This is a genomic window from Leifsonia sp. McL0627 (assembly GCF_058244615.1).
The window spans coordinates 821,850-846,701 of record NZ_JBZCGM010000002.1 but is presented as its reverse complement, the minus strand read 5'-3'; the positions used below and the strand labels follow the sequence as shown (position 1 = coordinate 846,701).

27 protein-coding genes are annotated in these 24,852 nt (G+C 70.9%); 17 read left to right on the top strand and 10 right to left on the bottom strand.

What is annotated here, in order from left to right; genetic code table 11:
* The 6 genes from AC37TH_RS04710 to AC37TH_RS04685 all read right to left on the bottom strand — a co-directional run bounded on the left by AC37TH_RS04710 (nt 1) and on the right by AC37TH_RS04685 (nt 5,234).
* Nucleotides 1-618 (bottom strand): hypothetical protein, encoded by a 618-nt coding sequence (locus AC37TH_RS04710; RefSeq protein WP_490763186.1) that lies wholly within the window; start codon nt 616-618, stop codon nt 1-3.
* A 10-nt stretch (nt 619-628) separates the two neighbouring features.
* Nucleotides 629-907 (bottom strand): hypothetical protein, encoded by a 279-nt coding sequence (locus AC37TH_RS04705; RefSeq protein ID WP_490763185.1) that lies wholly within the window; start codon nt 905-907, stop codon nt 629-631.
* An 83-nt stretch (nt 908-990) separates the two neighbouring features.
* The gene (locus tag AC37TH_RS04700; protein ID WP_490763184.1) at nt 991-1,560 is read right to left on the bottom strand and encodes an RBBP9/YdeN family alpha/beta hydrolase; all 570 of its coding nucleotides are present in this window, start codon (nt 1,558-1,560) and stop codon (nt 991-993) included.
* A 41-nt stretch (nt 1,561-1,601) separates the two neighbouring features.
* A complete protein-coding gene (locus AC37TH_RS04695) occupies nt 1,602-3,179 on the bottom strand; it encodes an N-acyl-D-amino-acid deacylase family protein (RefSeq protein ID WP_490763853.1) in 1,578 nt (525 codons plus the stop codon).
* Nucleotides 3,180-3,265: 86 nt separating this feature from the next.
* Nucleotides 3,266-3,913 (bottom strand): bifunctional 4-hydroxy-2-oxoglutarate aldolase/2-dehydro-3-deoxy-phosphogluconate aldolase, encoded by a 648-nt coding sequence (locus tag AC37TH_RS04690; RefSeq protein WP_490763183.1) that lies wholly within the window; start codon nt 3,911-3,913, stop codon nt 3,266-3,268.
* Between the two features lie 73 nt (nt 3,914-3,986).
* Nucleotides 3,987-5,234, bottom strand: coding sequence for a type III PLP-dependent enzyme domain-containing protein (locus tag AC37TH_RS04685; protein WP_490763182.1), 1,248 nt, complete (start codon nt 5,232-5,234; stop codon nt 3,987-3,989).
* Between the two features lie 155 nt (nt 5,235-5,389).
* On the opposite strand from AC37TH_RS04685, the gene AC37TH_RS04680 reads away from it, so the two are divergent.
* From AC37TH_RS04680 to AC37TH_RS04640, 9 genes are all read left to right on the top strand, one after another.
* A complete protein-coding gene (locus AC37TH_RS04680; RefSeq protein ID WP_490763181.1) occupies nt 5,390-6,397 on the top strand; it encodes a sugar kinase in 1,008 nt (335 codons plus the stop codon).
* On the top strand, nt 6,394-7,251 hold the full coding sequence (locus tag AC37TH_RS04675) for an IclR family transcriptional regulator (protein WP_490763180.1): 858 nt from the start codon (nt 6,394-6,396) through the stop codon (nt 7,249-7,251). Before AC37TH_RS04680 ends, AC37TH_RS04675 begins: the two co-directional genes overlap by 4 nt.
* Nucleotides 7,244-7,648 carry a RidA family protein gene (locus tag AC37TH_RS04670; RefSeq protein ID WP_490763179.1) on the top strand — a complete coding sequence of 135 codons (405 nt, stop codon included), beginning with the start codon at nt 7,244-7,246 and terminating at the stop codon, nt 7,646-7,648. The genes AC37TH_RS04675 and AC37TH_RS04670 overlap by 8 nt, the downstream gene beginning before the upstream one ends.
* A 130-nt stretch (nt 7,649-7,778) precedes the next feature.
* Nucleotides 7,779-9,584 carry an SLC13 family permease gene (locus AC37TH_RS04665; RefSeq protein ID WP_490763178.1) on the top strand — a complete coding sequence of 602 codons (1,806 nt, stop codon included), beginning with the start codon at nt 7,779-7,781 and terminating at the stop codon, nt 9,582-9,584.
* A 61-nt stretch (nt 9,585-9,645) separates the two neighbouring features.
* Complete coding sequence (locus AC37TH_RS04660) at nt 9,646-10,446, top strand: ABC transporter ATP-binding protein (protein ID WP_490763177.1); 801 nt, start codon at nt 9,646-9,648, stop codon at nt 10,444-10,446.
* Nucleotides 10,447-10,536: 90 nt separating this feature from the next.
* A complete protein-coding gene (locus AC37TH_RS04655; RefSeq protein WP_490763176.1) occupies nt 10,537-11,706 on the top strand; it encodes a type III polyketide synthase in 1,170 nt (389 codons plus the stop codon).
* Nucleotides 11,703-12,227: an isoprenylcysteine carboxyl methyltransferase family protein gene (locus tag AC37TH_RS04650; protein WP_490763175.1), complete on the top strand. Its 525-nt coding sequence runs from the start codon at nt 11,703-11,705 to the stop codon at nt 12,225-12,227. The genes AC37TH_RS04655 and AC37TH_RS04650 overlap by 4 nt, the downstream gene beginning before the upstream one ends.
* On the top strand, nt 12,224-13,288 hold the full coding sequence (locus tag AC37TH_RS04645) for an NAD(P)/FAD-dependent oxidoreductase (protein ID WP_490763174.1): 1,065 nt from the start codon (nt 12,224-12,226) through the stop codon (nt 13,286-13,288). Before AC37TH_RS04650 ends, AC37TH_RS04645 begins: the two co-directional genes overlap by 4 nt.
* 65 nt (nt 13,289-13,353) lie before the next feature.
* On the top strand, nt 13,354-13,746 hold the full coding sequence (locus AC37TH_RS04640) for a ParB family protein (RefSeq protein ID WP_490763173.1): 393 nt from the start codon (nt 13,354-13,356) through the stop codon (nt 13,744-13,746).
* Nucleotides 13,747-13,774: 28 nt separating this feature from the next.
* Here the strand turns inward: AC37TH_RS04640 and AC37TH_RS04635 are convergent, their stop codons facing one another.
* Nucleotides 13,775-14,143, bottom strand: a complete 369-nt coding sequence (locus AC37TH_RS04635) for an META domain-containing protein (protein ID WP_490763172.1) — start codon at nt 14,141-14,143, stop codon at nt 13,775-13,777.
* Nucleotides 14,144-14,241: 98 nt separating this feature from the next.
* Here AC37TH_RS04635 and AC37TH_RS04630 point away from each other — a divergent pair, with 98 nt between their 5' ends.
* Complete coding sequence (locus AC37TH_RS04630; RefSeq protein ID WP_490763171.1) at nt 14,242-14,739, top strand: pyridoxamine 5'-phosphate oxidase family protein; 498 nt, start codon at nt 14,242-14,244, stop codon at nt 14,737-14,739.
* Here the strand turns inward: AC37TH_RS04630 and AC37TH_RS04625 are convergent.
* Nucleotides 14,736-15,647 carry a Gfo/Idh/MocA family protein gene (locus AC37TH_RS04625; protein WP_490763170.1) on the bottom strand — a complete coding sequence of 304 codons (912 nt, stop codon included), beginning with the start codon at nt 15,645-15,647 and terminating at the stop codon, nt 14,736-14,738. The two genes, AC37TH_RS04630 and AC37TH_RS04625, sit on opposite strands and share 4 nt — an antisense overlap.
* The gene (locus tag AC37TH_RS04620) at nt 15,644-16,825 is read right to left on the bottom strand and encodes an ROK family protein (protein ID WP_490763169.1); all 1,182 of its coding nucleotides are present in this window, start codon (nt 16,823-16,825) and stop codon (nt 15,644-15,646) included. The genes AC37TH_RS04625 and AC37TH_RS04620 overlap by 4 nt, the downstream gene beginning before the upstream one ends.
* A gap of 162 nt (nt 16,826-16,987) precedes the next feature.
* Here AC37TH_RS04620 and AC37TH_RS04615 point away from each other — a divergent pair, with 162 nt between their 5' ends.
* The 7 genes from AC37TH_RS04615 (at nt 16,988) to AC37TH_RS04585 (ending at nt 23,232) form a co-directional block, all read left to right on the top strand.
* Nucleotides 16,988-17,743, top strand: coding sequence for an amino acid ABC transporter ATP-binding protein (locus AC37TH_RS04615; RefSeq protein WP_490763168.1), 756 nt, complete (start codon nt 16,988-16,990; stop codon nt 17,741-17,743).
* Nucleotides 17,744-17,813: 70 nt separating this feature from the next.
* On the top strand, nt 17,814-18,758 hold the full coding sequence (locus AC37TH_RS04610) for a glutamate ABC transporter substrate-binding protein (protein ID WP_490763167.1): 945 nt from the start codon (nt 17,814-17,816) through the stop codon (nt 18,756-18,758).
* Nucleotides 18,759-18,923: 165 nt separating this feature from the next.
* Complete coding sequence (locus AC37TH_RS04605; protein WP_055896835.1) at nt 18,924-19,568, top strand: amino acid ABC transporter permease; 645 nt, start codon at nt 18,924-18,926, stop codon at nt 19,566-19,568.
* Complete coding sequence (locus tag AC37TH_RS04600; protein ID WP_490763166.1) at nt 19,565-20,491, top strand: amino acid ABC transporter permease; 927 nt, start codon at nt 19,565-19,567, stop codon at nt 20,489-20,491. Before AC37TH_RS04605 ends, AC37TH_RS04600 begins: the two co-directional genes overlap by 4 nt.
* The gene (locus AC37TH_RS04595; protein WP_490763165.1) at nt 20,484-21,494 is read left to right on the top strand and encodes an asparaginase; all 1,011 of its coding nucleotides are present in this window, start codon (nt 20,484-20,486) and stop codon (nt 21,492-21,494) included. Before AC37TH_RS04600 ends, AC37TH_RS04595 begins: the two co-directional genes overlap by 8 nt.
* The gene (locus AC37TH_RS04590; RefSeq protein WP_490763164.1) at nt 21,491-22,243 is read left to right on the top strand and encodes a copper homeostasis protein CutC; all 753 of its coding nucleotides are present in this window, start codon (nt 21,491-21,493) and stop codon (nt 22,241-22,243) included. Before AC37TH_RS04595 ends, AC37TH_RS04590 begins: the two co-directional genes overlap by 4 nt.
* Nucleotides 22,240-23,232 carry an ROK family protein gene (locus AC37TH_RS04585; protein ID WP_490763163.1) on the top strand — a complete coding sequence of 331 codons (993 nt, stop codon included), beginning with the start codon at nt 22,240-22,242 and terminating at the stop codon, nt 23,230-23,232. Before AC37TH_RS04590 ends, AC37TH_RS04585 begins: the two co-directional genes overlap by 4 nt.
* Before the next feature lie 26 nt (nt 23,233-23,258).
* Here the strand turns inward: AC37TH_RS04585 and AC37TH_RS04580 are convergent, their stop codons facing one another.
* Nucleotides 23,259-24,785, bottom strand: a complete 1,527-nt coding sequence (locus AC37TH_RS04580) for a PGF-CTERM sorting domain-containing protein (RefSeq protein ID WP_490763162.1) — start codon at nt 24,783-24,785, stop codon at nt 23,259-23,261.
* Nucleotides 24,786-24,852 lie beyond the last annotated feature (67 nt).

The window sequence follows — 24,852 nt, the reverse complement described above, 5'->3', positions numbered from 1 at the left end:
TCAGCCTGCTCGCTTGCGTCCGAGGGGATCGGCAAAGCAATCGCCGGCCTTGAGCGAGTCCTGCCCGAAAGGGAAGGTCCAATCCTGCATGTCCCGCGCGTAATCCTTGGCCGTATATCCGGGGTCGACGAGGCCTTCCTTGACGAGGCATGCTGCGACGATGGTGTTCTCGTCGAGGTGCTGGGGGTTGCGCAGCATCTGCCCTCGAAGCCCGCTGACGGCATTGAATCCGGAAGCGCACGCCGTGTATGCGGCCTTCACAGCGGGGTCTTCGCCATCGAAGGAGTTCGTCACGGTGAAGGCACCGTATTCGTCGTCGATGGTGACGGTGAAGTCCTTCGCCGCCATGCACGCGATGAACGCATCACCGATCTCGGAGTAGTCCGCGTCGGTGATGGTCTCCTTCGCAAGGATCGCCCGCGCGGTCTCGTCGTCTGTTCCCCTGTAGTTCTCAGCGAACTCGGCTGCCCACTTGCCGCCGAACTGCGGCACATCCCCGGAGGATGCGGCTGACGACCCCGACGCATCCTCCGAGGTGGCAGCGCACCCGATCATGGTGGAGACGACGGCGCAAGCGACCAGCCAGGCCGACGCCCTCCGCACACTCATGCTGCGCAAGCCTTGCATCCTAGATCTGGAAGCCGTAGCCGGTCACGCCTGCCCAGCACAGGTTCTGCTTGGACGTGCCGCCTTTTCCTGCCCAGGCCGCGTACTTGACTCCGCTCGTCGTGCTGTTGAAGTGGCGGACCTTTCCCGCGGAGTCCGGGTAATTGTAGGCCTGCCACATCGACAATCCCACGTGATACGTCGCCGCCTGCGCTGGCGCCGCGAACGCCAGTCCCGCGCCGCTCATGACCCCGGCCGCGATCGCGATCCCTGCAATCTTCTTGGTGATTCCGTGCTTCATTGCTTTCCTCTCGTCGTGTCTGCTGTGACACCTGACGAGCAATTTAGCATTAATATGTGAAGCCTCACATGTTTGCCGATGGGCTATCGTGCCGTGAGCTGTACTTCCGGGTCGAGGCACCAGGCGAGGACGGACGGCCACGCGCCGTAGCCGGCGGTGCGCTCGAGGTGGCCGCCGCCCGGGATGATGGTGACCGGGATGTTCAGCGGCTCGCCGAACTCCGCTTCCGCGCCCGCGGGGCAGTATGGGTCGGCGTCGGATGCCGCAATCTGCGCGGGCGTGCCGGGCGCTGTCAGCGGCAGGGCCGCGAACGCGGCGATCGCGTCCTCGTCCGCGATGAACGACGGCGCGGGCGGCGCGACCAGCAGCACCCGCTCGACCTGGTCCTCCGGTGGGCGGGCGCCCAGCCACAGCAGGCAGGCCAGGCTGTGGGCGAGCACGGTCACACGCGCGCCGCCCTCCGCAGCCTCGTCGAGGGCGTCGGCGACCGCATCCCGCCAGGCGTGCACCTTCGGGGTCTGCGCGTCCGGAAGCTGCGGGTACACGACCCGTTCGCCGCGCGCCCGCAGTTCAGTGGCGAGCTCGAACTGCCAGTGGCCGGGCGGGCGGAAGTTGTCCCAGCCGTGCAGGATGAGGAAGGCGCGGGAGGTCACGGCAACATCCAAGCGCACACGGGCGCGCAGCGTCCACCCGGTCAGCGTTGTGTGACGTGCGGCACGTGCCGCAGCGCGCGCCCCGGCCTCGCCTCGGTCCGCTCGCCGTCCGCCAGCACGGCCTCGCCTGCTACGAACACCCACGGGATGCCCTGCGCCCGTCGCCGAGGATCGGCGTACGTCGCACCCTCCGCCACCGTGGCGGGATCGAACAGCACCAGGTCGGCCGTCATCCCCGGCGCGATCCTGCCGCGGTCGGCGAGCCCGAGCCGCGCGGCCGGGCGGGCGGACAGGTGCACGATCGCGTCCTCCAGGGTGAGCACGCCCTCCTCCCGCACGTAGTGGCCGAGATAGCGCGGGAAGGTGCCCCACGACCGTGGATGCGGCTTCGCGCCGACCAGGATCCCGTCACTGCCCCCGGTGTGGCGTGGGTGGCGCATCATGGTGCGGACGTTCTCCTCATCGCCGACGTGCTGCAGGATGCTCGTACCCAGCCTGTCCGCGATGAGCAGGTCGAAGTATGCGTCGGTCGGGGTGATTCCGCGGGCGGCGGCCAGTTCGGCGATCGTGACGCCGACCGCCGCGGCGAGCGACGGGTCCCTGACCCCGGAGATCTCGATGGTCGCCCAGTCGACGGGCACGCCGTGGCAGCCGTCGGTGCCGAGCACGTCGAGCTCGTGGGCGACGCGGCCGCGCACCTCTGGGTCGCCGAGGCGCGCGAGCGTTGCCTCCGGACCGCCGACCGCCGACCAGCTCGGCAGCAGTGCGGAGAGAGTGGTCGAACCGGCCAGGTACGGATACGTGTCGAGGGTGACGTCGACCCCGGCGGCGAGCGCATCGTCGATGAGTGCGACCAGCTCGGACGCCCTGCCGCGGTTGACGCCGAAGTTCATGGTCGCGTGGGTGAGGTGCAACGCGCATCCGGTGCGGGCGGCGATGCCGATCACCTCGGAGTACGCGTCGAGCGCGCCCGCCCCGTACGAGCGCTGATGCGGCGCGAAGAAGCCGCCGTGCGCGGCGACCACGTCGCAGAGCGCAGCCAGCTCGGCGGTGTCGGCGAACATCCCCGGCACGTAGGTGAGGCCGGAGGACATGCCGAACGCGCCGTCTCGCATCCCGTCGGCGACGAGCGCGCGCATCCGGTCGAGCTCGGCCGAGGTGGCCGGGCGGCGTTCGTTGCCGACGACGGCCATGCGCACGGACCCCTGGGGGACGAGGTAGGCGACGTTCGCGGCCGGGCGGTGCGCATCCACGGTGTCGAGGTAGGCGGCGACACCGCGCCAGGACAGGTCGAGGTCGGCGGGGACGCCGTTCCAGCCGGCCAGCTGCTCCCGCAGGACCGGCATGGTGTCGTCGGTGGCCGGCGCGTAGGAGAGGCCGTCCTGGCCGACGACCTCGGTGGTGACGCCCTGCGAGACCTTGGCGAGATGCGCAGGATCGGTGAGGACAGCGAGGTCGGAGTGCGCGTGCATGTCGATGAAGCCGGGGGCGACGGCGAGGCCGGAGGCGTCGACGATCCGCGCTCCCGCCGCCTCCAGTCGCTCCCCGACCTCCACGATCCTGTCGCCGCGCAGCAGTACGTCGGCGCGACGACCAGGCCGACCGGTGCCGTCCAGCACCAGTCCGCCCCGGATGAGCGTGGCGGCGCCGGTGGGACCTTCAGCGCCGCTCCTGCTCGCGGCGCCGCTCCTGCTCGCGGCGCCGCTCACAGCCGCAGCGCCGCCGCCCGGAAGGCCGCGGCACGCTCGGCGATCCCCGCCCACTCCGCCGCCTCGATGGCCGCGGCGGAGACCACGCTCGACCCCGCGGTGACGGCCAGAGCACCCGCATCCACCCACGCCGCGGCGTTGTCGGCGTGCAGCCCGCCGGACGGCACGAACGCGACGCCGGGGAACGGGCCGGACAAGTCTTTGAGGTAGCCGGGGCCGACGAGCGACGCCGGGAAGATCTTCACGGCGGACGCCCCGGCCTCGACCGCGCGCATCACCTCGGTGGGGCTGAGGGCGCCGAGCAGGAACGGGATGCCCGCGTCGCGGCAGATCGCGGCGACACCGTCGTGCAGGCCGGGCGTCACGATGAACCGGGCGCCTGCGGCGATGGCGGCCTCCGCCTTGGCCTCGTCGGTGACCGTTCCCGCACCGACGAGCGCCCCGGAGTCCGTGGCGGCGGCAACCGCTTCGGCGACGATCCGTTCGACGCCCGGTGTGGTGAAGGTGAACTCGACCGTGCGGATGCCGCCGGCGACCAGTGCGGCGCAGAGCGCGGACGGGTCGTCGATGCGCGGAGCCCGCACCACGGTGATGGCGCGGTCGGCGCGCAGCGTGTCGAGGAGGGCGGGATCGGTGTCGCTCATGGGGCTCCTGGGGTGGGTGTCCTGGTGGATGCTCGGTGGACCGGGCCTGGGGTCTCGGCGGGCGCGCTCGGCGTCAGCCGAAGGCGGTCTCCAGCAGGCCGATCACGTGCGGCGTCTGGGCCTGCACGTCGTCGACCACCGGGAGCACCCGCCACTTGTCGAAAGTCGTGCACGGGTGGGACAGCCCGAACCGGATCACGTCACCGACCTCGACCACGGCCGACTCCGGCACGCGCACGAAGGTGTGCTGGTCGTTCATCGCGGTGGCGACGGCGTCGGGGAACGGCGTCGTGGCCGGCTCACCGAAGCGGCGGATCGCCTGCGGCACCGGCAACCCTTCGTCGTACGGGAAGTCGCGCTTGCCGCCGTCGACGAGCACCAGCCCGGGCTCCGGACGGGACACGACCGTCGCCCAGCCGTGGATCGCCGAGCGGAATTCCCCGCCTGGCCCGCGGCCGAGCGGTGTGATGCCGCTGTAGAAGCCGTCGTCGTGGGTGATGTACGCGCCGGACCGCAGCAGCACGTCGACCGCACGCCCGCGCTCGCCGGCGAGGTCGCGACGCGGTGCGAGCACCTCTGCCACCACGTCAAAGTACGCGCTGCCGCCCGCGGTCAGCACCACGGGCGTGCCGGCCGGGTAGAGACCGGCCGCCTCGATCGCGTCGTGGAGGGCGAGCATCCGGTGCAGGTACGAGCGCACCACGGCGAGCGCCGCCTCCGTCCCGTCGTGCGCGAGCGCCCCCTCGTAGCCGGCGACCCCCGCCAGCCGAAGTCCAGTGGATGCGGCGACCGCGTCCGCCACGGCCAGGGCGTCGTCGACGCTGCGGGCTCCTGTGCGTCCGCCGGGAGCACCGAGCTCGACGAGCACGCCGAGCGGAGGGTGCCCCGGAGACCCGGCGAGCGCCACCTCCATGATCTCCACGGCGCGCACGGAGTCGGCCCACACCAGCACGCGGTCGGCGTGCGGTGCGATGTAGCGGAGCGCCGCGGGTTGCACGAGCGCGTTGGCGAGCATGATGCGCGGGATGCCCCACTCGACGGCGACGGACAGCTGCCACGGCGTCGCGACCGTGATGCCCCAGGCGCCGGCGTCGAGTTGGCGCTGCCACAGCTCGCGGTTCATGGTCGTCTTGCCGTGCGGTGCGATGCCGACCCCGGCGGAGGCGCACCACGCGGCCATCGTGTCGAGGTTGTGCTGCACCGCCGCCTCGCTCACGGTGACGAGCGGGGTGGGGAAGTCGGTGAGCCGCGGGCGCCGGCTGGGCAGGGCAACGGCATCCTCGGCGCTGTAGGCGAGCGGCAGGGCTTTGCTGGCGTGCACACGTCTCCTCTGGGTGGTCCCACTCGCTCAGCGTTGCGTCACACGCAACGCTGATTGCGTAAACTGTTCTCCCTGTTCTAGCATGACGACCATCCCCGGCGGAAGCCCGCAGCAGCGCCTGCCGACCAGAGCCGACCAGACGAGACGAGGTGCGCGTGAGCACGCTGGTGACGATCGGCGAGGCCATGGTCGTGCTCTATCCGGAGGCGCACCGGCCGCTCGCCGACGCCGAGACGTTCGGCTCGGACGTCGGCGGCGCCGAGTTCAACGTGGCCACCTCGCTCGCCAGGATGGGCCTCCCGACCGCGTGGATCTCCCGGCTCGGCGACGACGGCTTCGGCGAGCGCATCCGCGCCACCGCCGAGGAGGCCGGGCTCGACCTGACCGCCGTGGAGACCGACGACAGCCGCGCCACCGGGATCTACGTCAAGGAGTCCGTCGCAGGCCCGCACGGCACGACCACCCGGATGCACTACTACCGCCGCGACTCCGCAGCCTCCGCCATCGGCCGCGACACCCTCGCCGCCGAGCCGGCCGCGAGCATCCTGCGATCGGCGGCCATCGTGCACACCAGTGGCATCACCGCAGCCATCTCCGCCACGGCGGCCGACGCGGTGGCCGCGCTCCGCGAGCTCACCGGGCCTGGCAGCACGATCAGCGTGGACCTCAACCACCGGCCCCGGCTCTGGCAGGGACGCGACACCGCGCCGCTCGACGCGCTCGTCGGGCAGGCGGACACCCTGTTCGCCGGGGCGGACGAGGCGGAGACCCACTACGGGCACAGCGACCCACACCGGCTGTTCGACGCGCATCCACTGCTGCAACGGGTGGTGCTCAAAGACGACGTGCGCCGCGCATCCACGTATCTGCGCGGTGGCGGCGAGACGCATGTGCCGTGCCTCACCGTGGAGGTCGTCGAGCCCGTGGGGGCGGGCGACGCGTTCGCGGCCGGCTACCTGGCCGGGCTCGCCGAAGGCCGCGACGCCACGGCCTGCCTGCGGCTCGGCCACGCGCTGGCGGCCCTGACGCTGATCGGGCACGGCGACCGCCCGCTGACTGTCCCGGATGCGGCGGAACGCGACCAGATCGCGGGCGTCGACGCCCGGACCTGGGCGACCTGGCGCGTGCACCCCGGCGAGATCCCGTGGCGGACGGCCTCGTGAGCCAGTCCCTCTCGCGCGCGCTCGACCTGCTCGACCTCGTCTCCACCGGCACCAGCAGCCTCGACGGCCTCTCCGACGCGATCGGCGTGCACAAGACGACCGTGCTGCGACTGCTCAGGATGCTCGAACAGCACGGCTACGTCACGCGCGACTCCGAATACCGCTACCACGTCGGCTCCACGGTGTTCGTGCTGGCGCAGCGCTCGCTCGACAGCCGGGACGTGCGCGCCGTCGCATCCCCTGTGCTGCACGCGCTCGGCGCATCCACCGGGCAGACCGTGCACCTCGCCGCGTACGACGGCGGGACGGTGACGTACATCGACAAGGTGGAGTCGCGGCAGCCGCTGCGGATGTACTCCCGGATCGGCCTGCCCGCTGCGCTGCACGCCACGGCCGTGGCCAAGGTGCTGCTCGGCGACCTGGACGACGCCGAGCTGGCGCGCGTCGCCTCCGGAGTCGACTACGAACGGTACACCGCCAACACGATCGGCTCGGCCGCCGACCTCGTCGCCGAGGTGCGGCGCAGTGCGGCGCGCGGCTGGGCGCAGGACCACGAGGAGCACGAGACGTTCATGAACTGCGTCGGTGCGCCTGTGTTCGGCGCGGATGGGCGCGTCGCGGCCGCCGTGTCGGTGTCCGTGCCCAACCTGGTGCTGCCGTACGAGGGCGTGCTCGGGCTGCTCCCGGCGCTGCACGACGCCACCGCCCGCATCTCGGCCGAACTCGGCTTCACCGGCGACGCCCCGTTCGTGCCGCCGTCCCCGACGCCGACCGCCGCGGCCCCGTCCGGCTCCGGCTCACCAGTCCCGGCCTCCACTCCATCGCAACCGTCTCGAAAGGACACCCATGGCTGACCGCACCGCTCTCGTCACGACCGACGCACCCGCTCCGGCGCACACCTTCTCGCAGGGGGTCAAGCGTGGGCCGTTCGTGCAGGTCTCCGGGCAGGGACCTGTCGACCCGGCGACCAGCGAATACCTGTTCCCCGGCGACGTCGCCGCGCAGACCGTCCGCACGCTGCAGAACGTCGAGGCGATCCTCGCTGCTGGCGGCGCGACGTTCGACGACGTGATGATGCTGCGCGTCTACCTCACCAAGCGGGAGGACTTCGCGCTGATGAACGACGCGTACGGCGAGTTCATCGCATCCCGTGTGGCCTCCGGCGTCCTCCCCGCCCGCACCACCGTCTTCACCGGCCTCCCGCGCGCCGAGATGCTCGTCGAGATCGACGCCATCGCCGTCCTCGCCTAGTCACCCCCCAAGCCATCGAGCCGGGACTTATGCACGCGACACGCCGACGACCCGCGTGCATAAGTCCCGGCTCGATTGCGTGGGGAATACATGCATTTGCGGGGAGGGGGCGGAGCACTAGGGTCAGGGTGTGAACGACATCGCGGTGACGATGGTGATTCTGGCCCTGGCGGTCGTCGCGTTCGTCAGCGGCAAGATCCCGACCGGGCTCGTCGCGGTCGGGGCGTCGCTGGCGCTGCTCGCCACGGGGGTCCTCGACCTCGGGCAGGCGTTCGCGGGCTTCGCCGATCCGGCGGTCGTGCTGATCGCCGCGCTGTTCGTGGTCGCGGAGGGCCTCGACGCCTCAGGACTCACTGGATGGGCGGGACAACAGCTCGTCGCACGCGGCGGAACGAAGACAGCGGTGCTGACCGTGCTGGTCATGCTCGTGGTCGCGGTGCTGTCCGCGCTGATCAGCGTCAACGGCGCAGTCGCAGCGCTCCTGCCCGTGGTGGTGGTCGTCGCCTCCCGGATCTCGGTCGCGCCGTCGCGCCTGCTGCTCCCGCTCGCGTTCGGCGCGCACGCCGGCTCCCTGCTCACCCTCACCGGCAGCCCGGTCAACGTGATCATCTCCGAACTCGCCGCGACCACAGGGCACGGCGCGTTCGGCTTCTTCGACTTCACCGCGATCGGGGCGGTGCTGGTGGTCGGGACCGTGCTGATCACCGTCTTCTTCGGGCGCTGGCTCATCCCGGAACGCCGCCCGGCCGCCATGCCGCGCGACCTCAGCGACCACGCCCGTACGCTGCTGCGCGAGTACGCGTCCCCGCAGCCGTTCGCCCGCGTGAAGGTGCGCGGAGGCTCCCCGCTGATCGGCCGCCCGACAGCGCAGCTCAGCCTGGGCGACCAATCCTCCGTGCAGCTGATCGCCGTGCAGGGAACCGACCGACGACCTGCCGGCGACCTCGTCCGCTCCGGCGACCGCCTGCTGCTGCGCGGGGACACGGCGAGCATCCGCATCCTGAAACACGATGCGAAGCTCGCCGGACTCGGCGTCAACGGTTCGCTGGGACGCACGGACGCGCTGATCGATTCCACCTACGGCGTGGCAGAGGTCGTCGTCGCTCCCCGGTCGAGCATGGTCGGCGAGACCGTCTTCCCCGGAATGATCACGGACAGCGGCGACCTCGTGATCCTCGCCGTCCAGCGCTCCGGCGAGTCCGTCGAAACGCAGACCATCGTGCTGGAGTCCGGGGACACCCTGCTCGTGCAGGGCCGCTGGGACAAGCTCGACCTCACCCTCGCCGATCCGGAGCTGCTGGTGGTCGACCAGCCGGATCAGCTGCGCAGGCAGGCGGCCCCGCTCGGAGCGCGCGCGTGGATCGCCCTGGCCGTCCTGGTGCTGATGGTGATCGCGCTCGCCACCGGTGTCGTGCCGCCCGCCGTCGCCGGGATCCTCGCCGCCGCAGCGATGGTGCTCACCAGGGTCGTCACGGTCGAGCGCGCGCACCGCTCGATCTCGTGGACGACGCTACTGCTGGTCGGCGGGATGATCCCGATGTCGACGGCGATCACCAAGACCGGAGCTGCCGAACTGATCGCCAACGGCCTGGTCTCCGTTGTCGGCCAGTACGGCCCTCTGCTGGTGCTCGCCTCGCTCTGCGTGGTCGCGCTGATCTTCGGGCAGCTCATCAGCAACACGGCGACGGCCCTGATCATCGCCCCGATCGCGGTGTCCGTCGCCGCCGAACTGCACGCATCTCCGCTGCCGTTCCTGATGGCGGTCGCCGTCGTCTGCGCCGCCGCGTTCCTCACCCCGGTGGCCACGCCGGCCAACTTCATGATCATGGGGCCGGCCGGGCTCCGCTTCGGCGACTACTGGCGCTACGGCCTGGCCCTCGTCGTCCTCTTCCTCGCCGCCGCGATCTTCCTCGTCCCCGTCCTCTGGCCGTTCTAACCGCTCCCGTCCCCTCCGGAGCAATGGGGCAGGCGCGGCGGGGACGTGGAACGATGGAGCGGTGGAAGAACGGGTTGTGCTGCAGGTGGACGGCGTTGGCTTCGTGCGCGGCGGCCGCACGATTCTCGACGGGATCGGGATGCGCGTCCACGCTGGAGAGCACTGGGCGCTGATCGGCTCCAACGGCGCGGGCAAGAGCACCATCCTCAGTATGCTCGGCGCGGTCGTGCACCCGACCCGCGGCACCGTGGAGGTGCTCGGCCGCCGTCTCGGCCGGGTGGACCTGCGCGAACTTCGCGGCCTGATCGGGCACGTCAACCCGCGCCATGAGGTGCGTTCGCCGCTGACCGTGCGGGATGTCGTGCTCACGGGCGCGACCGGCACCACCGAGCGCATGATGCGGTGGGAGCCGACCGCCGAGCAGAAGCGGCGGGCCGACGAGCTCATCCACCTGCTCGGGATGCACGGCCTGGCCGACGCCGTCTGGCCCGTCCTCTCGCAGGGCGAGCGTGGCCGGGCACTCATCGCACGGGCTCTCCTGCCCGACCCGCACCTGCTGCTGCTCGACGAGCCGAGCACCGGGCTCGACATCGCGGCGAGGGAGCACCTGCTCGACAGCATCGACGGGTTGCGCGCCCAGCATCCCGACCTCGCGAGCGTGCTCGTCACACACCACCTGGAGGAGCTTCCCGCGAGCACGACGCACGCCATGCTCCTGCGCGACGGCCGCATCGTGGCGCAGGGCGCCGCCGACGACGTGCTCACCAGCGAACTGATCTCCGCGACCCTCGACTACCCGCTCGCGATCAGCAGGACGGACGGCCGCTGGGCGGTGCGGACGGCAGCCCGAACCCGCGGCTGAGCGAGGCAGGCGCGGCACCGCCGACCGCCCCAGGATGGGAATAGTCCGCTACCCGGTCGCGTCGCCGTCACGCGGTGGTACGTTTCGCATGTGAGCCGAATCGTGTCGGTGGCTCCCGTCGTCCCAGACCGGAGTTACAGCCAGGGAGAGATCACCGCGGCTCTGCTCGCGATGATCACCGCTGATCCTGGGCGCCAGGCGGTCATGCGCCGCATCCACGCCTCGAGCGGGGTGGAGACCCGCAACCTCGTGATGCCGCTCGAACAGTACAGTTCGATCGCATCGTTCCAGGAGTCCAACGACTTCTTCATCGCAGAAGGCACCACTCTCGCCGAGCGTGCACTCACCGGCGCGCTGGCCGCGGCCGGGCTCGCTCCGACGGACGTCGACTTCCTCCTGTTCACCTCGGTGACCGGGATCGCAGCGCCGTCCATCGACGCCCAGCTCGTGCAACGGCTCGGACTCCGCAGCGACGTCAAACGCCTGCCGAGCTTCGGACTCGGCTGCGTCGCCGGCGCAGCGGGCATCGCGCGGGTGCACGATTACCTGGAGGGTCATCCCACCGAGGTGGCCGTGCTGCTCTCCGTCGAACTGTGCTCGCTCACCGTGCAGGCCAGCGACGACTCGATGGCGAACATCGTCGCCAGCGGACTGTTCGGCGATGGGGCGGCCGCCGTGATCATGGTCGGCGACCAGCGGGCGAAGCAACTCGGGCTGCCTGGCCCGGAGGTCGTCGACACCCGCAGCCGCATCTACCCGGACACCGCCGACGTGATCGGCTGGGACATCGGCGGCACCGGCTTCCGCATCGTGCTCAGCGCCGGAGTCCCCGAGGTGATCGACCGCAACTTCGCCTCCGACGCGGAAGGCCTGCTGGCCGCACACGGCCTGACGATCCCGGATGTGGGAGCGTGGGCCGCGCATCCCGGTGGCCCCAAGGTGCTCGAAGCGTTCTCGCGGGCGCTCGACCTGCCGGACGGCGCGCTCGATGCGAGCTGGCGGTCGCTGGCCCGCGTCGGCAACCTGTCGTCCGCCGCCGTGCTTCACGTGCTCGCCGAACTGATGGATGCGCGCCCTGCGCCCGGAACGAACGGCCTGCTCTTCGCGCTCGGCCCCGGCGTCACCGCCGAACTGGTGCTGCTGCACTGGGCGGACGGCAGCGCGGACGGCTCGGCCGCCGCGGTGGCTGGCGACGCGGAGACGGACGACGACGCGACAGCCGCCGCAACAGCCCTGCCCGCGATCGGCGAGGCGGCGTGATCCTCTACACGCTGCTCGTGCTCGCCACCGGCGGTGAGCGCATCGCGGAGCTGATCGTCTCGTCGCGCAACGCCGCCTGGTCGTTCGCACGCGGCGGTGTCGAGTTCGGGCGCGGCCACTTCCCTCCGATGGTCCTCCTGCACACCGGTCTGCTGCTGGCCTGCCTGGCGGAAGTCTGGTTCGGCGACCGGCCGTTCATCCCGTGGCTGGGCTGGCCGATGCTGGCGCTGGTGCTTGCCAGCCAGGCACTGCGCTGGTGGTGCATCGCAGCCCTCGGGCCACGCTGGAACACGCGGGTCATCATCGTGCGCGACCTGCCGCTCGTCACGCGCGGGCCGTACCGGTGGCTGAAGCACCCGAACTACGTGGCCGTGGTGGTCGAAGGCTTCGCCCTGCCGCTGGTGCACACCGCCTGGATCACCGCCATCGCATTCACCGTGCTGAACGCGGTGCTCCTGCTCGCCGTGCGCATCCCCTGCGAGAACCGCGCCCTCGCCTCGGTCGAGCCAGCACGAGCATGAGCGAGCGGCCCGGCCTGATCGTCGTCGGGGCAGGCCCCGTGGGATTGGCGTGCGCGATCGAGGCACGGCTGGCCGGGATCGACGTGCTCGTGATCGAAGCGCGCGACGACCCGATCGACAAGGCCTGCGGCGAGGGGCTGATGCCGGGTGCGCTCGCAGCCCTGCACCTGATGGGGGTGGACCCTGCCGGGCATCCGCTGGCCGGGATCGCCTACCTCGACGGCTCCCGACGGGTCGAGCACCAGTTCTCCGAACGGCAGGGACGCGGCGTGCGCAGGACGGTTCTGCAGCAGGCGCTCGTGTCCCGGGCGCGCGAACTGGGCGCGACGGTGGAGCGGGCGCGCGTGGTCGGGTTGGAGAACGGTGCGGACGCGGCGACAGTGATCCTCGCGACGGACTCCGCGCATCCAGCGGGTGGGCGACGCACCGCGCCGTGGCTGATCGCCGCCGACGGACTGCACTCCCCGCTGCGACGCCTGGCCGGGCTCGAAGGCAGGCAGCAACGGGATGCGCGGCGCCGCTTCGGCGTGCGCCGCCACTATGCGATCCCTCCGTGGACAGACCTGGTCGAGGTGCACTGGGCGGCAGACGTGGAGGCGTACGTGACGCCGGTCGCCGCCGACCTCGTCGGTGTGGCCGTGCTCGGGCCGCGGCCGCTCGACCAGGATGCGGCGCTCGCGCGCATCCCGCAGCTGGCCGAGAGATTGGCCGGGGTGGAGGCGGTCAGCACCGTTCGCGGGGCGGGCCCGCTGCTGCAGCGCACCAGGAAGCGCACCGCCGGGCGCCTGCTGCTGGTGGGCGATGCGTCCGGCTACGTCGATGCGCTCACCGGCGAGGGGATGCGCGTCGGCTTCGCCCAGGCGCGGGCGGCCGTCGGAGCCGTGCAGGCCGCAGAACCCGCGCGCTACGAGCGGGCGTGGCGGACGACGACCAGGGACTTCCGGATGCTGACCAGCGGACTGGTGACGGCCGCCCGTTCCCCGATGCGCGCCAGGATCGTGCCCGCCGCCGTGGCCCGGCCGCAGCTGTTCGGCTCCATCGTGGAGCGACTGTCGCGCTGACCCGCCGAGTATGGATAGTATGTGACACTGTCAGTGATCAAATGCGGTATTTTGCGAGGAGCGAGATGGGTGAAGCGATCCCGCCCCACGGCGAAGGCTCAGTCGAGCGCGAGACGGCAGAAGGCGGCGCAGGCGTGAGCGGCGTGATCGCGAGCGACGCAAGCGGGTCTGCGGCGAACATCGTCTCCGAGTTCCGCTTGCAGCCGAGCACCGTCGCCGGGGTGACCGGCCTGTCACGCCGCACGACCATCACGTTCTATCTCACGGAGGGCCTCCGCAACCGGGCCAGGGCCGCCTACCGGTCCACGTCGTTCGCCGAGAAAGACAGCAGCTGGTCGGAGATGCTCAACAAGGCACTCATCGCCGAGGTCAAGCGCCGAGAGGCCGCCCACAACGACGGCGCCGAGTTCGCCGGCAACGACGAACCTCTCACCCCCGGCCGTCCCATCGGCTTCTAGCCGCCTCCACCCCGCGGCACGTCGCGCGTCAGCGCTTGGCCAGGGTGCCGATCTTGTCGCCGCTGGTCTTGTAGACGGTGAGGGTGTCGCCGCTCACCGTGGCCGTGTTCGCCAGGTTGAGCCAGGGGGTGACGCCCTCGCAGGCCTTCATCGTGGAGGCGAACGGGCCGAACGTGAACGTGTCGCCGGAGATGGTGCCCTTGCCGCTCATGTCGTTGCAGCCGTCGTTGCCGTGGAATGTGCCGTCCGACGCGATGGTGAGCGACGGCTTTCCCGCAGTCTCCTCGCCCCACGAACCCGTGAACGACGATCCGGATGAGGAGCATCCCGCGAGAGCGGTCAGCACGACGACGGCGGCGATGGCGATGGCGGGGCGGGTGAACCTGGCGGTCTTCATGGCTAAAACCTAGCGGTGGTTGCCAACCCAGCGGAATGGTTGCACATCTCGTTTCCATACCCGTTGCGCAGACCGGTCGCGAGGGTAGCGTGACGGCAATGACAGACGACCAGAACACCCATCACGACGACCTCGCCACCATCGCCGAGCTCATCTCGGCCTCGAAGGTGGCCCTGCTCACCACGCAGACCGCCTCCGGCGCCCTGCATTCCCGTCCGCTCGCGACGCAGAAGGCCGACTTCGACGGCGACCTGTGGTTCTTCACGCAGGATCCGAGCCCGAAGGTCGCGGACATCCACGCGTATCCCCAGGTCAACGTGTCGTACGACACCGGCAAGGGCTACCTGTCGCTGGCGGGCACCGCCGAGCTCGTTCACGACCGGGACAGGGTCGACGAGCTGTGGTCCCCCACGATGGATGCGTGGTTCCCGGCGGGCAAGGACGACCCGTCCGTCGCGCTGCTGCATGTGAGCGCCGAGTCCGCCGAATTCTGGGCGTCGCACGAGCCGGGAATCGTGAAGGTCTTCAAGATCGCGAAGGCCGCCGTCACCCACTCGCAGCCGGACATCGGGGAGAACCGGACGGTGGAACTCTAGAGCAGCACCCGTCCGCCGACGCGCAGCGACTCCCGCGCGGCCAGCGCGACTCTGAGCGCATCCACTGCGGCACCCGTCGGGCACAACGCAGGCTTTGAGCCCACCTCGACGCACGCGAGGAAGTACCGGGCCTGCTCCGCGAACGGCTCGTCGTCGGCGCCAGGGCGGAGCGCATCCATCCCGTCTGAGCCGACCACGTCGAGGCTCGTCGTGAACGCGAACCCTTCCGGCAGGTCGGCGACGCTGAGGACCGTCGCGACGCCTCCGGCGCGGTATTCGATGGTGGTGCTGACCGGCGCACCGTACCCGCCGGGCACACGCACCGCCGTCACAGCGACGGGTTCGCCCAGGTGGAGGTTGGCCTGGTCGAAGTCGTGAATGGCGAAGTCGACCACCATGCCGCCGGACTGCTCCTCGTCGGCCATCCAGGACGGCCGGCGCGACGACGAGGTCAGGCGCGTTGCGCGCACCGCCCGCGGCGTGCCGACCGAGCCGTCCGCCACCCGCGCGGCGAGCGCCGCGTACTCGGGGAAGAACCGGACGACGTGCGCCACCATCAACACTCCGGATGCGCGCATTGCGGCCGACTCGACGGCACGGGCATCGTCGAGCGTGAGCGCGATCGGCTTCTCCAGCAGCACGTTCCGCCCAGCATCCAGTGCCTGGATAGCGATGGCCGCGTGCGTCGGCGTCGGGGTGCAGACCGACACGATGGTGACGGCCGGATCGGCCAGCGCGTCTTCGAACGTGGTCGCCCACCGCGCCTCCGGTGCTGCGGCGAGCGACGGGCGACGACGCGGGGACACCACCCAGCGCACCGGCACCCCGATGGCCGCCCACGCCCGCGCGTGCGCCTCCGCCATGCGGCCGCCTCCCACGATCGCGACAGCGTGCTGCGGCGCGCTCACCGCACCACGCGGTTGATCTCGGCGGCGTCGAACAGCGTGTCGAGCACGAGACGGCCCGCGCCGCGGATGCCGGCGCGGTCCTTGGTGACGGACACCGCGATGTCGAGGTCGTCCGTGACCATCGGCAGGCACTCGAAGTAGATCGTCGAGCGCACCCCGGCGACGAACGCCTCCGCTTCGCCGAGGATTCCGCCGAGGACGAGGCGCTGCGGGTTGAAGAAGTTCATGATCGTCGCGAGCACTCCGCCGACCCTGCTGCCCGCCTCGCGCAGCATCTGGGTGGCCAGTGGATGCGCATCCCTGGCCAGAGCGAGCACCTCACTGGTGTCGGCGACCTCCACTCCCGCAGCGCGCAGGGCCTGGACGATCGCGGCACCCCCGGCCACCGCATCCAGGCAGCCGGTGCGGCCGCAGGAGCACAGCACGGGCGGGGCGCCGGGCACGCTGACGTGGCTGATGTCGCCCGCCATGCCGTGGGAGCCGTGGTAGAGGTCGCCGAGGGCGATCACTCCGCAGCCGATGCTCGATCCTGCCTTGACGAACACGAGGTGCTGCACCTCGTCGCCGAGGGCGTCGTGCTCGCCGAGGGCCATCAGGTTGGCGTCGTTGTCGGTGGCGGCGGGGAGGCCGCTCAGCTCGGTCATCACGGCGGCGACGTCGATGCCGTTCCAGCCGGGCATCCTGGACGGGGAGACCATGCGGCCGGTGGTCGAGTCGACGGGGCCGGGGAGCCCGATGCCATAGCCGCGGAGGCGCTGGCCCGGCTGGGCGTGCTCGGCGACGAGCTCGTCGGCGACGGCCATGATCCAGGTGAGGGTGCGCTGGGGACCCTGTCCGATGTCCATGTTCTCGTTGCGGACGGCGATGAGGCGGCCGGAGAGGTCGACGAGGCCGAAGGTCGCGTGGTGCGAGCCGAGGTCGACGGAGCAGACGACGCCGCTGGTCGGGTCGACTTCGAGGGTGCGCGGGCGGCGTCCGCCCTGCGAGACGCCCTCCCCGGCCTCGCGGATGTAGCCGGAGGCGATCAGGGCGTCGATGCGCTGCGCGACGGTGCTGGGTGAGAGTCCCGTGCTGCGGGCGATCTCGGCGCGGGAACGCGAGTGCCCTGAACGGATCAGGTCGAGGATGGCCCCGGCGTTGGAGCCGTGACCGGTCTGTGCGTCGATGGTGCTCGTCATGGCGCCGGTCGTTCTCCTCTGAACACGTGTGAGTTGAGAATACTGTACCGACTTTCTACAAAATTGGAGAAAGTAAATCCAATATTGCGTTAAACACGAATCACTTAGTACGCTTTTCGCAACCCGACTACCGGCCGATCGACAATGACGCGAGGAATCCGCATGACAGCAGCACCCGAACAGCAGCTAATGGTGAGTCTGCGTGCCGTCGACAAGCACTTCGGCGAGCTGCACGTCCTGCAGAACATCGACCTGGATGTGCACGAGCGCGAGGTCGTGGTGGTGGTCGGCCCGTCCGGTTCCGGCAAGTCCACCCTGTGCCGGTCGATCAACCGCCTCGAGACCATCGACTCCGGCGAGATCCGCGTCGACGGCGTTGTCATCCCCGTCGAGGGAGCAGCCCTCGCCCGCCTCCGCGCCGACGTCGGCATGGTCTTCCAGTCGTTCAACCTGTTCGCCCACCGCACCATCCTCGACAACATCACGATGGCGCCGATCAAGGTGCGCGGGATGAAGAAGGCCGAAGCGGAGAAGGAGGCGATGGTCCTCCTCGACCGCGTCGGCATCGCCGACAAGGCGAACAGCCACCCCGCCCAGCTCTCCGGCGGCCAGCAACAGCGCGCGGCCATCGCCCGGGCGCTCGCCATGCACCCGAAGGTCATGCTCTTCGACGAGCCGACCAGCGCGCTCGATCCCGAGATGGTCGGCGAAGTGCTGGATGTGATGACCTCACTGGCAAAGGAGGGCATGACGATGATCGTCGTCACGCACGAGATGGGCTTCGCCCGCCGCGCAGCCGACCGCGTGGTCTTCATGGACCGCGGGCAAATCGTCGAGCAGGCGACGCCCGCCGAATTCTTCGACTCGCCGCGCTCCGAGCGCGCCAAGTCGTTCCTCGCTTCCGTTCTCTCGCACTAGCGACGGAAGGAACGCCCTGCACCACCCCGATCGCACCCTCGATCGGCCCCCATTGGAAAGGACGCACCATATGATCCGCAGCATCACCCGCAGGAAGGCAATGGCCGCCGGAGTCCTGCTGGCAGCTGTGACGCTCGTCGTCACCGGCTGCTCGGGCACCACCAGCCTCCCCGGCAGCAGCTCGAGCTCCACGTCGTCGAAGGCGGACTCGCCGTTCACCGACGCGCCCGTCGCCGCCTCCAGCCTCATCATCCCCGGCTCCACGATGGAGAAGATCAAGAAGCGCGGCAAGCTCGTCGTCGCCGAGGCGCTCGATGCCCCGCTGCTCTCGCAGCAGGACCCGACGAACCCCGACCAGGTGACCGGCTTCGACGCCGACCTCGCCAAGCTGCTCGCCACGTACATCCTGGGCAAGCCGAACGTCGAGATCGTCCCGCCCGCGTCCGAGACGCGTGAGGCGATGCTGCAGAACGGCACCGTCGACGTGGTCTTCAACACGTACACGATCACCCCGGAGCGTGCGACGCAGATCGACTTCGCCGGCCCGTACTTCGAGTCCGGTCTGGCCGTCGCCGTCAAGAGCGACAACAAGACGATCAAGTCCGTCAAGGACATCGACGGCAAGAACGTCATCGTCGGCGCCAACACCCCGGCCGTCACCGAGGTCCCGAAGGTCGCCCCCACGGCCAAGGTGACCGCGTTCGCCACCGACCCGGCCGCCGTCCAGGCGCTCATCCAGGGCCGCGGCGACGCGTACGTGCAGGACTACACGCTCCTCGCCAGCGACGCTGCGAGCGAGAAGCAGATCAAGGTCGTCGGCGAGCCGTTCACCAAGGAGCCGTACGGCATCGGTCTCGGCCACGGCGACGCGGACTTCAAGAAGTTCGTCAACGACTGGCTGGTCAAGATCCAGAAGGGCGGCCAGTGGGGCAAGGCGTGGAAGACCACGCTCGGCACCGTGACCGACTCGGCGATCCCGACCCCGCCGGCGATCGGTTCCGTCCCCGGTTCCTGACCGGAACCGTTCCTGACCGGAGCCCGGGGTTCCCCCGGCCCTGGGCTCCCCCAGCTCGGGATGCGCGCGGCGCGACCACACACGCCCGCGCGCATCCCGACCCACCGGTCCTTCGCACAGACCCCACCATCTCCCCTTCCGGTTTCCTCCCGCAGTGAGTGAGCAATGAATCCCCTGATCGACAACCTCGGACCGATCGTCCAGGCGCTCGGCACGACGCTGATGATGGCGCTCATCGCCGGTGTCTGCTCGATCGTGCTCGGCGTTCTCGTGACGGTCGCGCGGGTCAGCCCCATCCCGATCCTGCGTGCAGCAGCGTTTCTGTACGTGCAGTTCTTCATCAACGTCCCGCTGCTCGCGCTGCTGCTGCTCGCGGTCTTCGCGCTCCCGGATGCGGGCCTCCTCCTCCCCCTGACCCCCACCGCGATCATCGTCCTCACGGTCTATGAGGCCGCGTACGTCGCCGAAGCCGTGCGCTCGGGCGTCAACACCGTCTCGGTCGGCCAGGTCGAAGCCTCCAGAGCCCTCGGCTTCACGCTGGCGCAGTCGCTGCGGTTCGTGGTCATCCCCCAGGCGCTGCGCGCCGTCGTTCAGCCGATCGGCAACGTGATGATCGCGCTCGCGATGAACACGGCCCTCGCCGCGGCCGTCGGCGTCGTCGAACTGACGGCGGAGGTCAACAAGATCAACCTCATCGCCGCGCAGCCCATCCTGATCTTCTCCGGCGCCGGCCTCATCTACATGGCCATCGCCCTCGCCATCGGCCTGGCGGCCGGCTGGGTCGAACGAAAGGTGGCGATCGTCCGATGACCGCTCAGCTCATCCCCGACCGCCCGGCAGGCCGCGCCGCCCGTCCCAAGCGCGCGAAGCGCACCTACGCCGCCTCCTTCATGTACGACCAGCCAGGTCCTCGCGGCCGCAGGAACATCCTGATCGGCTCGATCGTCAGCAGCGCGATCTTCGCGGTCGTCATCGGCGTCGGCCTCTGGCAGTTCGCCTCGCACGGCCAGCTTGACCCCGTGCGCTGGCAGCCGTTCACCGACTGGGCGATCTGGCAGTACCTGCTCGTCGGCCTCCTCGGCACCCTCCAGGCCGCGGCCATCGTCGCCGTGCTCGGCGGCGCGCTCGGCGTGCTCCTCGGCCTCGGCCGGATGAGCCAGAACCGCTGGCTGCGCTGGTTCTGCTCGGCCTACATCGAGATCGCGCGCACCATCCCTGTGCTGCTGATGATCTACCTGATGCTGTTCGGCCTCCCCCAGATCGGCATCAACCTGCCGACGCTGTGGAAGCTCGTCGTTCCACTGACCATCGCCAACTCGGCCGTGTTCGCCGAGATCGTGCGCGCCGGCGTCGGCAGCCTTCCCCGCGGTCAGCGCGAGGCGGCACTCAGCCTCGGGATGCGCGGTGCGCAGGCCATGCGCTTCGTCGTCCTCCCGCAGGCGTTCCGAAACGTGGCCCCGTCGCTCGTCACCCAGCTGGTCAGCCTGCTCAAGGACACGTCGCTCGGCTACATCGTCGCGTTCACCGAGCTGCTCTACCGTGGGCAGGTGCTCGCCTCCTACCTGCACCTCCTCATCCCGACCTACATCGCCGTGACCTTCATCTACCTGGTGGTCAACGGCAGCCTCTCCGCCCTGGCGTCGCGTCTGCAACGCGGCTCTCGCCGACGCCCGTCGACCCAGCCGGCTCTGCCCGGCCTGCCCGCCATCGATACGAAAGCCGCGAATGTCTGAGTCACCCGCCCCCACGTCTGTTCCCACGGTCGCGTCGCTCGCCGAACTGGCGATCGTCACCCGCTCCGGTCTGATCGAGAGCCGCCACTTCGGCAGCATCGTCGCCGTCGACCCGTCCGGCGCGACGGTGCTCGAACTCGGCACCCCGGATGCGGTCATCCTGCCCCGCTCCACGGTCAAGCCGTTGCAGGCGCTCGCCTGCCTGACCGCTGGCGCACCACTGGCCGGCCCGGAGCTGGCCATCGCGGCGGGAAGCCACACCGGCGAGGACGAGCACGTGCGGGTCGTGCGTTCCATCCTGGAGCGGGCAGGTCTCGACGAGTCGGCGCTCGGCTGCCCTGTCGACCGCCCGGAGGACGAGGGCACGTTCGAGCGTCTGGTGCGTGCGGGCGAGCCCCACGCGCGGGTGCGGATGAACTGCTCCGGCAAGCACGCCGCGATGCTGCTGGCCTGCGCCGTGAACGGCTGGTCGACCGACGACTACCTGGACACCGCGCATCCACTGCAGCAGCACGTGCGCGCCACGATGGCCGAGCTCACCGGCATCCCGGTCGAGCACGACGCGATCGACGGCTGCGGCGCTCCCCTGTTCGGCACCACCGTACGCGGCGTCGCGCAGTCGTTCCGCGCGCTCGTGCAGGCCGAGGCCGGCAGCCCCGCCGCACAGGTCGCAGCGGCGATGCGCGAGCACCCGTTCTATGTCGGCGGTTCCGGCCACCAGAACTCGACCCTGATGGAGACCGTCCCCGGCGCGCTCGCGAAGGGCGGCGCCGAGGGCGTCATCGGTGTCGCGACGGCCGACGGCACGGCCGTCTCGATGAAGATCGTCGACGGCAGCCCGCGCGCCACCACCCTGCTCGCCCTGCGCGTGCTGGAAGCGCTCGGCACCGACATCTCCGGCGCGACCGCGCTCACCGCCCTCCCCGTGCTCGGCGGCGGCGTGCCGGTCGGCGCGATCGGCGTCGGCAGCGACCTGGCCGCCGCGCTGGAGCGCGTCGCGTGACGCTGGTCGAAATCTGCCTCGACGACCTCGACGGCGTCGCGGCGGCCGAACGCGGCGGCGCCGATCGGATCGAACTCTGCGCAGCGCTCAGCGAGGGCGGCATCACGCCGTCCATCGGAACCGTCGCCGCCGCACTGCGGCAGGTGGAGCGGATGGCCGTCAACGTGCTGATCCGCCAGCGCGGAGGCGACTTCGTCTTCAGCGACGCGGAGGTGTCGGCGATGGTCGACGACATCCGCGCCATCCGGCAGCTGCCCAACCCGGCCGGGGTGCCTGTCGGTTTCGTCATCGGCGCGCTCCGCCTTGACAATACGGTCGACGTCCCCGCGACAGCCCGGATGCGCGAGGCCTGCGGCGAAATGCCCGTGACGTTCCACAAGGCCTTCGACCAGACCCCTGACCTCCCCGCGGCCCTCGACGACGTCATCGGGCTCGGCATCGACCGCATCCTGACCTCCGGCGGCGTTCCGACGGCCTCCGACGGCTCCGAGACGCTGGCGGAGCTGGTGGTGCGGGCGCGCGGGCGCCTGGTGATCCTCGCGGGCGGCGGCGTGCGGGCGGCGAACGTGGCGGAGCTGGTGCGGCGCACCGGCGTCACCGAGGTTCACCTGCGCGCGAGCGAGGCCCAGCCCAGCGCATCCCGTGCGGCGGGCGGACAGGCGAACGCTTACGACTCCGGCTACCGGATGGTCACCTCGGCCGCCGTCGTGGCCGCTGTGGTCGCCGAGCTCGGGCAGGTGGCGGCATGAACGCATCCATCGGCTCTTTGGATTCTTCCGCTGCCGCTTCAGCCGTGCTCGCCGTCGACCTCGGCGGCACCGCTATGAAGGGCGCCGTCGTCTCGGCCGCCGGTGAAGCGATCGCCGAACTGACCAGGCCGACACCGACCTCCGACGTGGTCACCGCCCTGGTCGCCCTGTTCCACGACCTCCGCGACCTGGCCGCCGACGCCGGCTGCGACGTCATCGGCGCCGGGGTCGCCACCCCGGGCATCGTGGACGAGCAGCGCGGGATCGTGCTCTACGCCTCCAACCTCGACTGGCGCGACGTGCCTCTGCTCGACACCCTACGCGCGGCACTCGACGTGCCCGTCGCGCTCGGCCACGACGTGCGCGCGGCCGGCCTCGCCGAACGCCTGATCGGTGCGGCGCGCGGCTCGGACGACTTCGTGCTCGTGCCCATCGGCACGGGCGTCGCCGCAGCACTCATCACGGCCGGCGACACCGTCACTGGCGCGACAGGGGCCGCGGGCGAGTTCGGCCACATCCCGGTCATCCCCGGCGGGGAAGAGTGCACCTGCGGCCAGTACGGCTGCCTGGAGGTCTACGTCTCCGGAGCCGGACTGGCGCGACGATACGCGGCGGCGGGCGGAGACGACCTCAGCTCCCGCGAGATCGTCGCCCGCCTCGGCGCCGACGCGACCGCCGACCGCGTCTGGTCGGAGGCCGTCGATGTGCTCGCTCAAGGTCTCAACATCGTGACCCTCCTCCTCGACCCGAGTGTGATCGTGCTCGGCGGCGGATTCTCCCGCGCCGGTGACGCCCTGATGGTGCCGTTGACGGAGCGGATGAGCGCAGGCCTCGCCTGGCGCTCCCGCCCCCGGGTGGTGCGGAGCGAACTCGGCGGCGACGCCGGACGAACCGGCGCCGCCATCCTCGCGTTCCGCGCGGCAGGCCGCAGCGACCTGCCCGCATCCTGGGCAGAGCGGTTCGAGAAGCGGCCCGTCCTCACGGAGTAGAGCGCTTCCCGAACCCGCTGCAACCCTCAGTGGATGCGGTGGTGACGCACCGCGGCTCCCTCCCGGTTGCGCCGGGCGAACAGAAGCACGACGCCGAGCAGCGCGAGCAGTGCGCCGAGCACACCGAAGCCCGAGACGTCCGAGCCGGTCTCGGCCAGCGCGGTGGCCGCGCCGGCGCTGTCCGCGAGGGCGGTGACGCTGCCCGGAGCGGATGCGACCGTGGTGGTGCCACCGGAGGTGACGCCCGGGGTCGACGGGGTGCCCGGCGTTCCCGGGGTCGTCGGCGTGGTCGGGCCGGTCGGTGTCGTCGGGCCGGTCGGTGTGGTCGGTCCCGTTGGCGTCGTGGTCGACCCGGTGGTGGTGCTGGCGCCGATCACGCTGATGGCGTTGCCGCCGAGGTTCACCGGGACGCCGAGATCGACCGGCAGCTGGAGGCCGCCGAGCAGTCCGCCGGCACCCGTGGTCGACGGATCGCCCGTTGAGCCGGTGGTTCCGCCCGTCGTCGCTGCGCCGCTCGACGAACTGTCGCCGACCACGCTGACCGCGTTACCCCCAGCGGTCACCGGCACGCCGGCGCCGATGGGGAGCTGGATGCCCGAGAGCACCCCGCCGTTCCCGGTCGTGGTGGGCGCTGCGCCCGTGGATGCTCCGGCCGACGGAGCGGACGCGGTCGAGCCCGTGCTGGTCGAGTCACCGAGCACGCTGATCGCATTGCCGCCCGCCGTCACCGGCACAGCCGCGCCGATCGGCGCCTGGATCCCCGACGCGATCCCATCGGCACCGGTCGTGCTGGGCGACGAACCGCCCGTGCCACTCCCGGCCGCCGGAGCAGACGCAGTCGAGCCCGTGCTGGTCGAGTCACCGAGCACGCTGATCGCGTTCCCGCCGACCGTCACCGGCACGGCCGCACCGATCGGCGCCTGGATCCCCGACGCGATCCCAGCGGCACCCGTCGTGGTGGGCGACGAACCGCCCGTGCCACTCCCGGCCGCCGGAGCAGTCGCTTTCGAGCCCGTGCTGGTCGAGTCACCGAGGACGCTGATCGCGTTCCCGCCGACCGTCACCGGCACGGCCGCATCCACGGGTGCCTGGATACCCGACGCGATGCCGTTCGCGCCCGACGTCGTCGCGGCGGGTGCGGCAGCGGGGGCAGCTGCGGGTGCGGGCGCAGCAGCAGCCGACCCGGCGCTCCCCGCGTCCCCGACCGCACTGATCGCGTTGCCGGAGACGGTCACAGGCACGCTCACATCCGCGAGCGCCTGCGTGCCGGAGAGCACGCCGCCCACTCCGGACGTGTCGACCGAAGCCGACGGTGCGGGCGCAGCAGCGGCGGGTGCGGCAGCAGCCGCCCCCGAGCTCGCCGAGTCGCCCAGCACGCTGATCCCGTTACCGCTGATGGTCACAGGGACCGTCAGGTCGACAACGGCCTGCGTCCCTGATGCGGTGCCGTCGCTCCCGCTGGTCTCGGCCGCATTCGCGACGCCGACACCGGCCAGTGACAGCCCGCCGAGGAAGAGGGTGAACCACAGCCCCCTCGACACGTACTTGTTCATGGTCTTGCCTTTCGATTGAGTGTTGTGCTCCCACACGGGAGACTTCGGTCGCGTTCTGCCGCAGAAG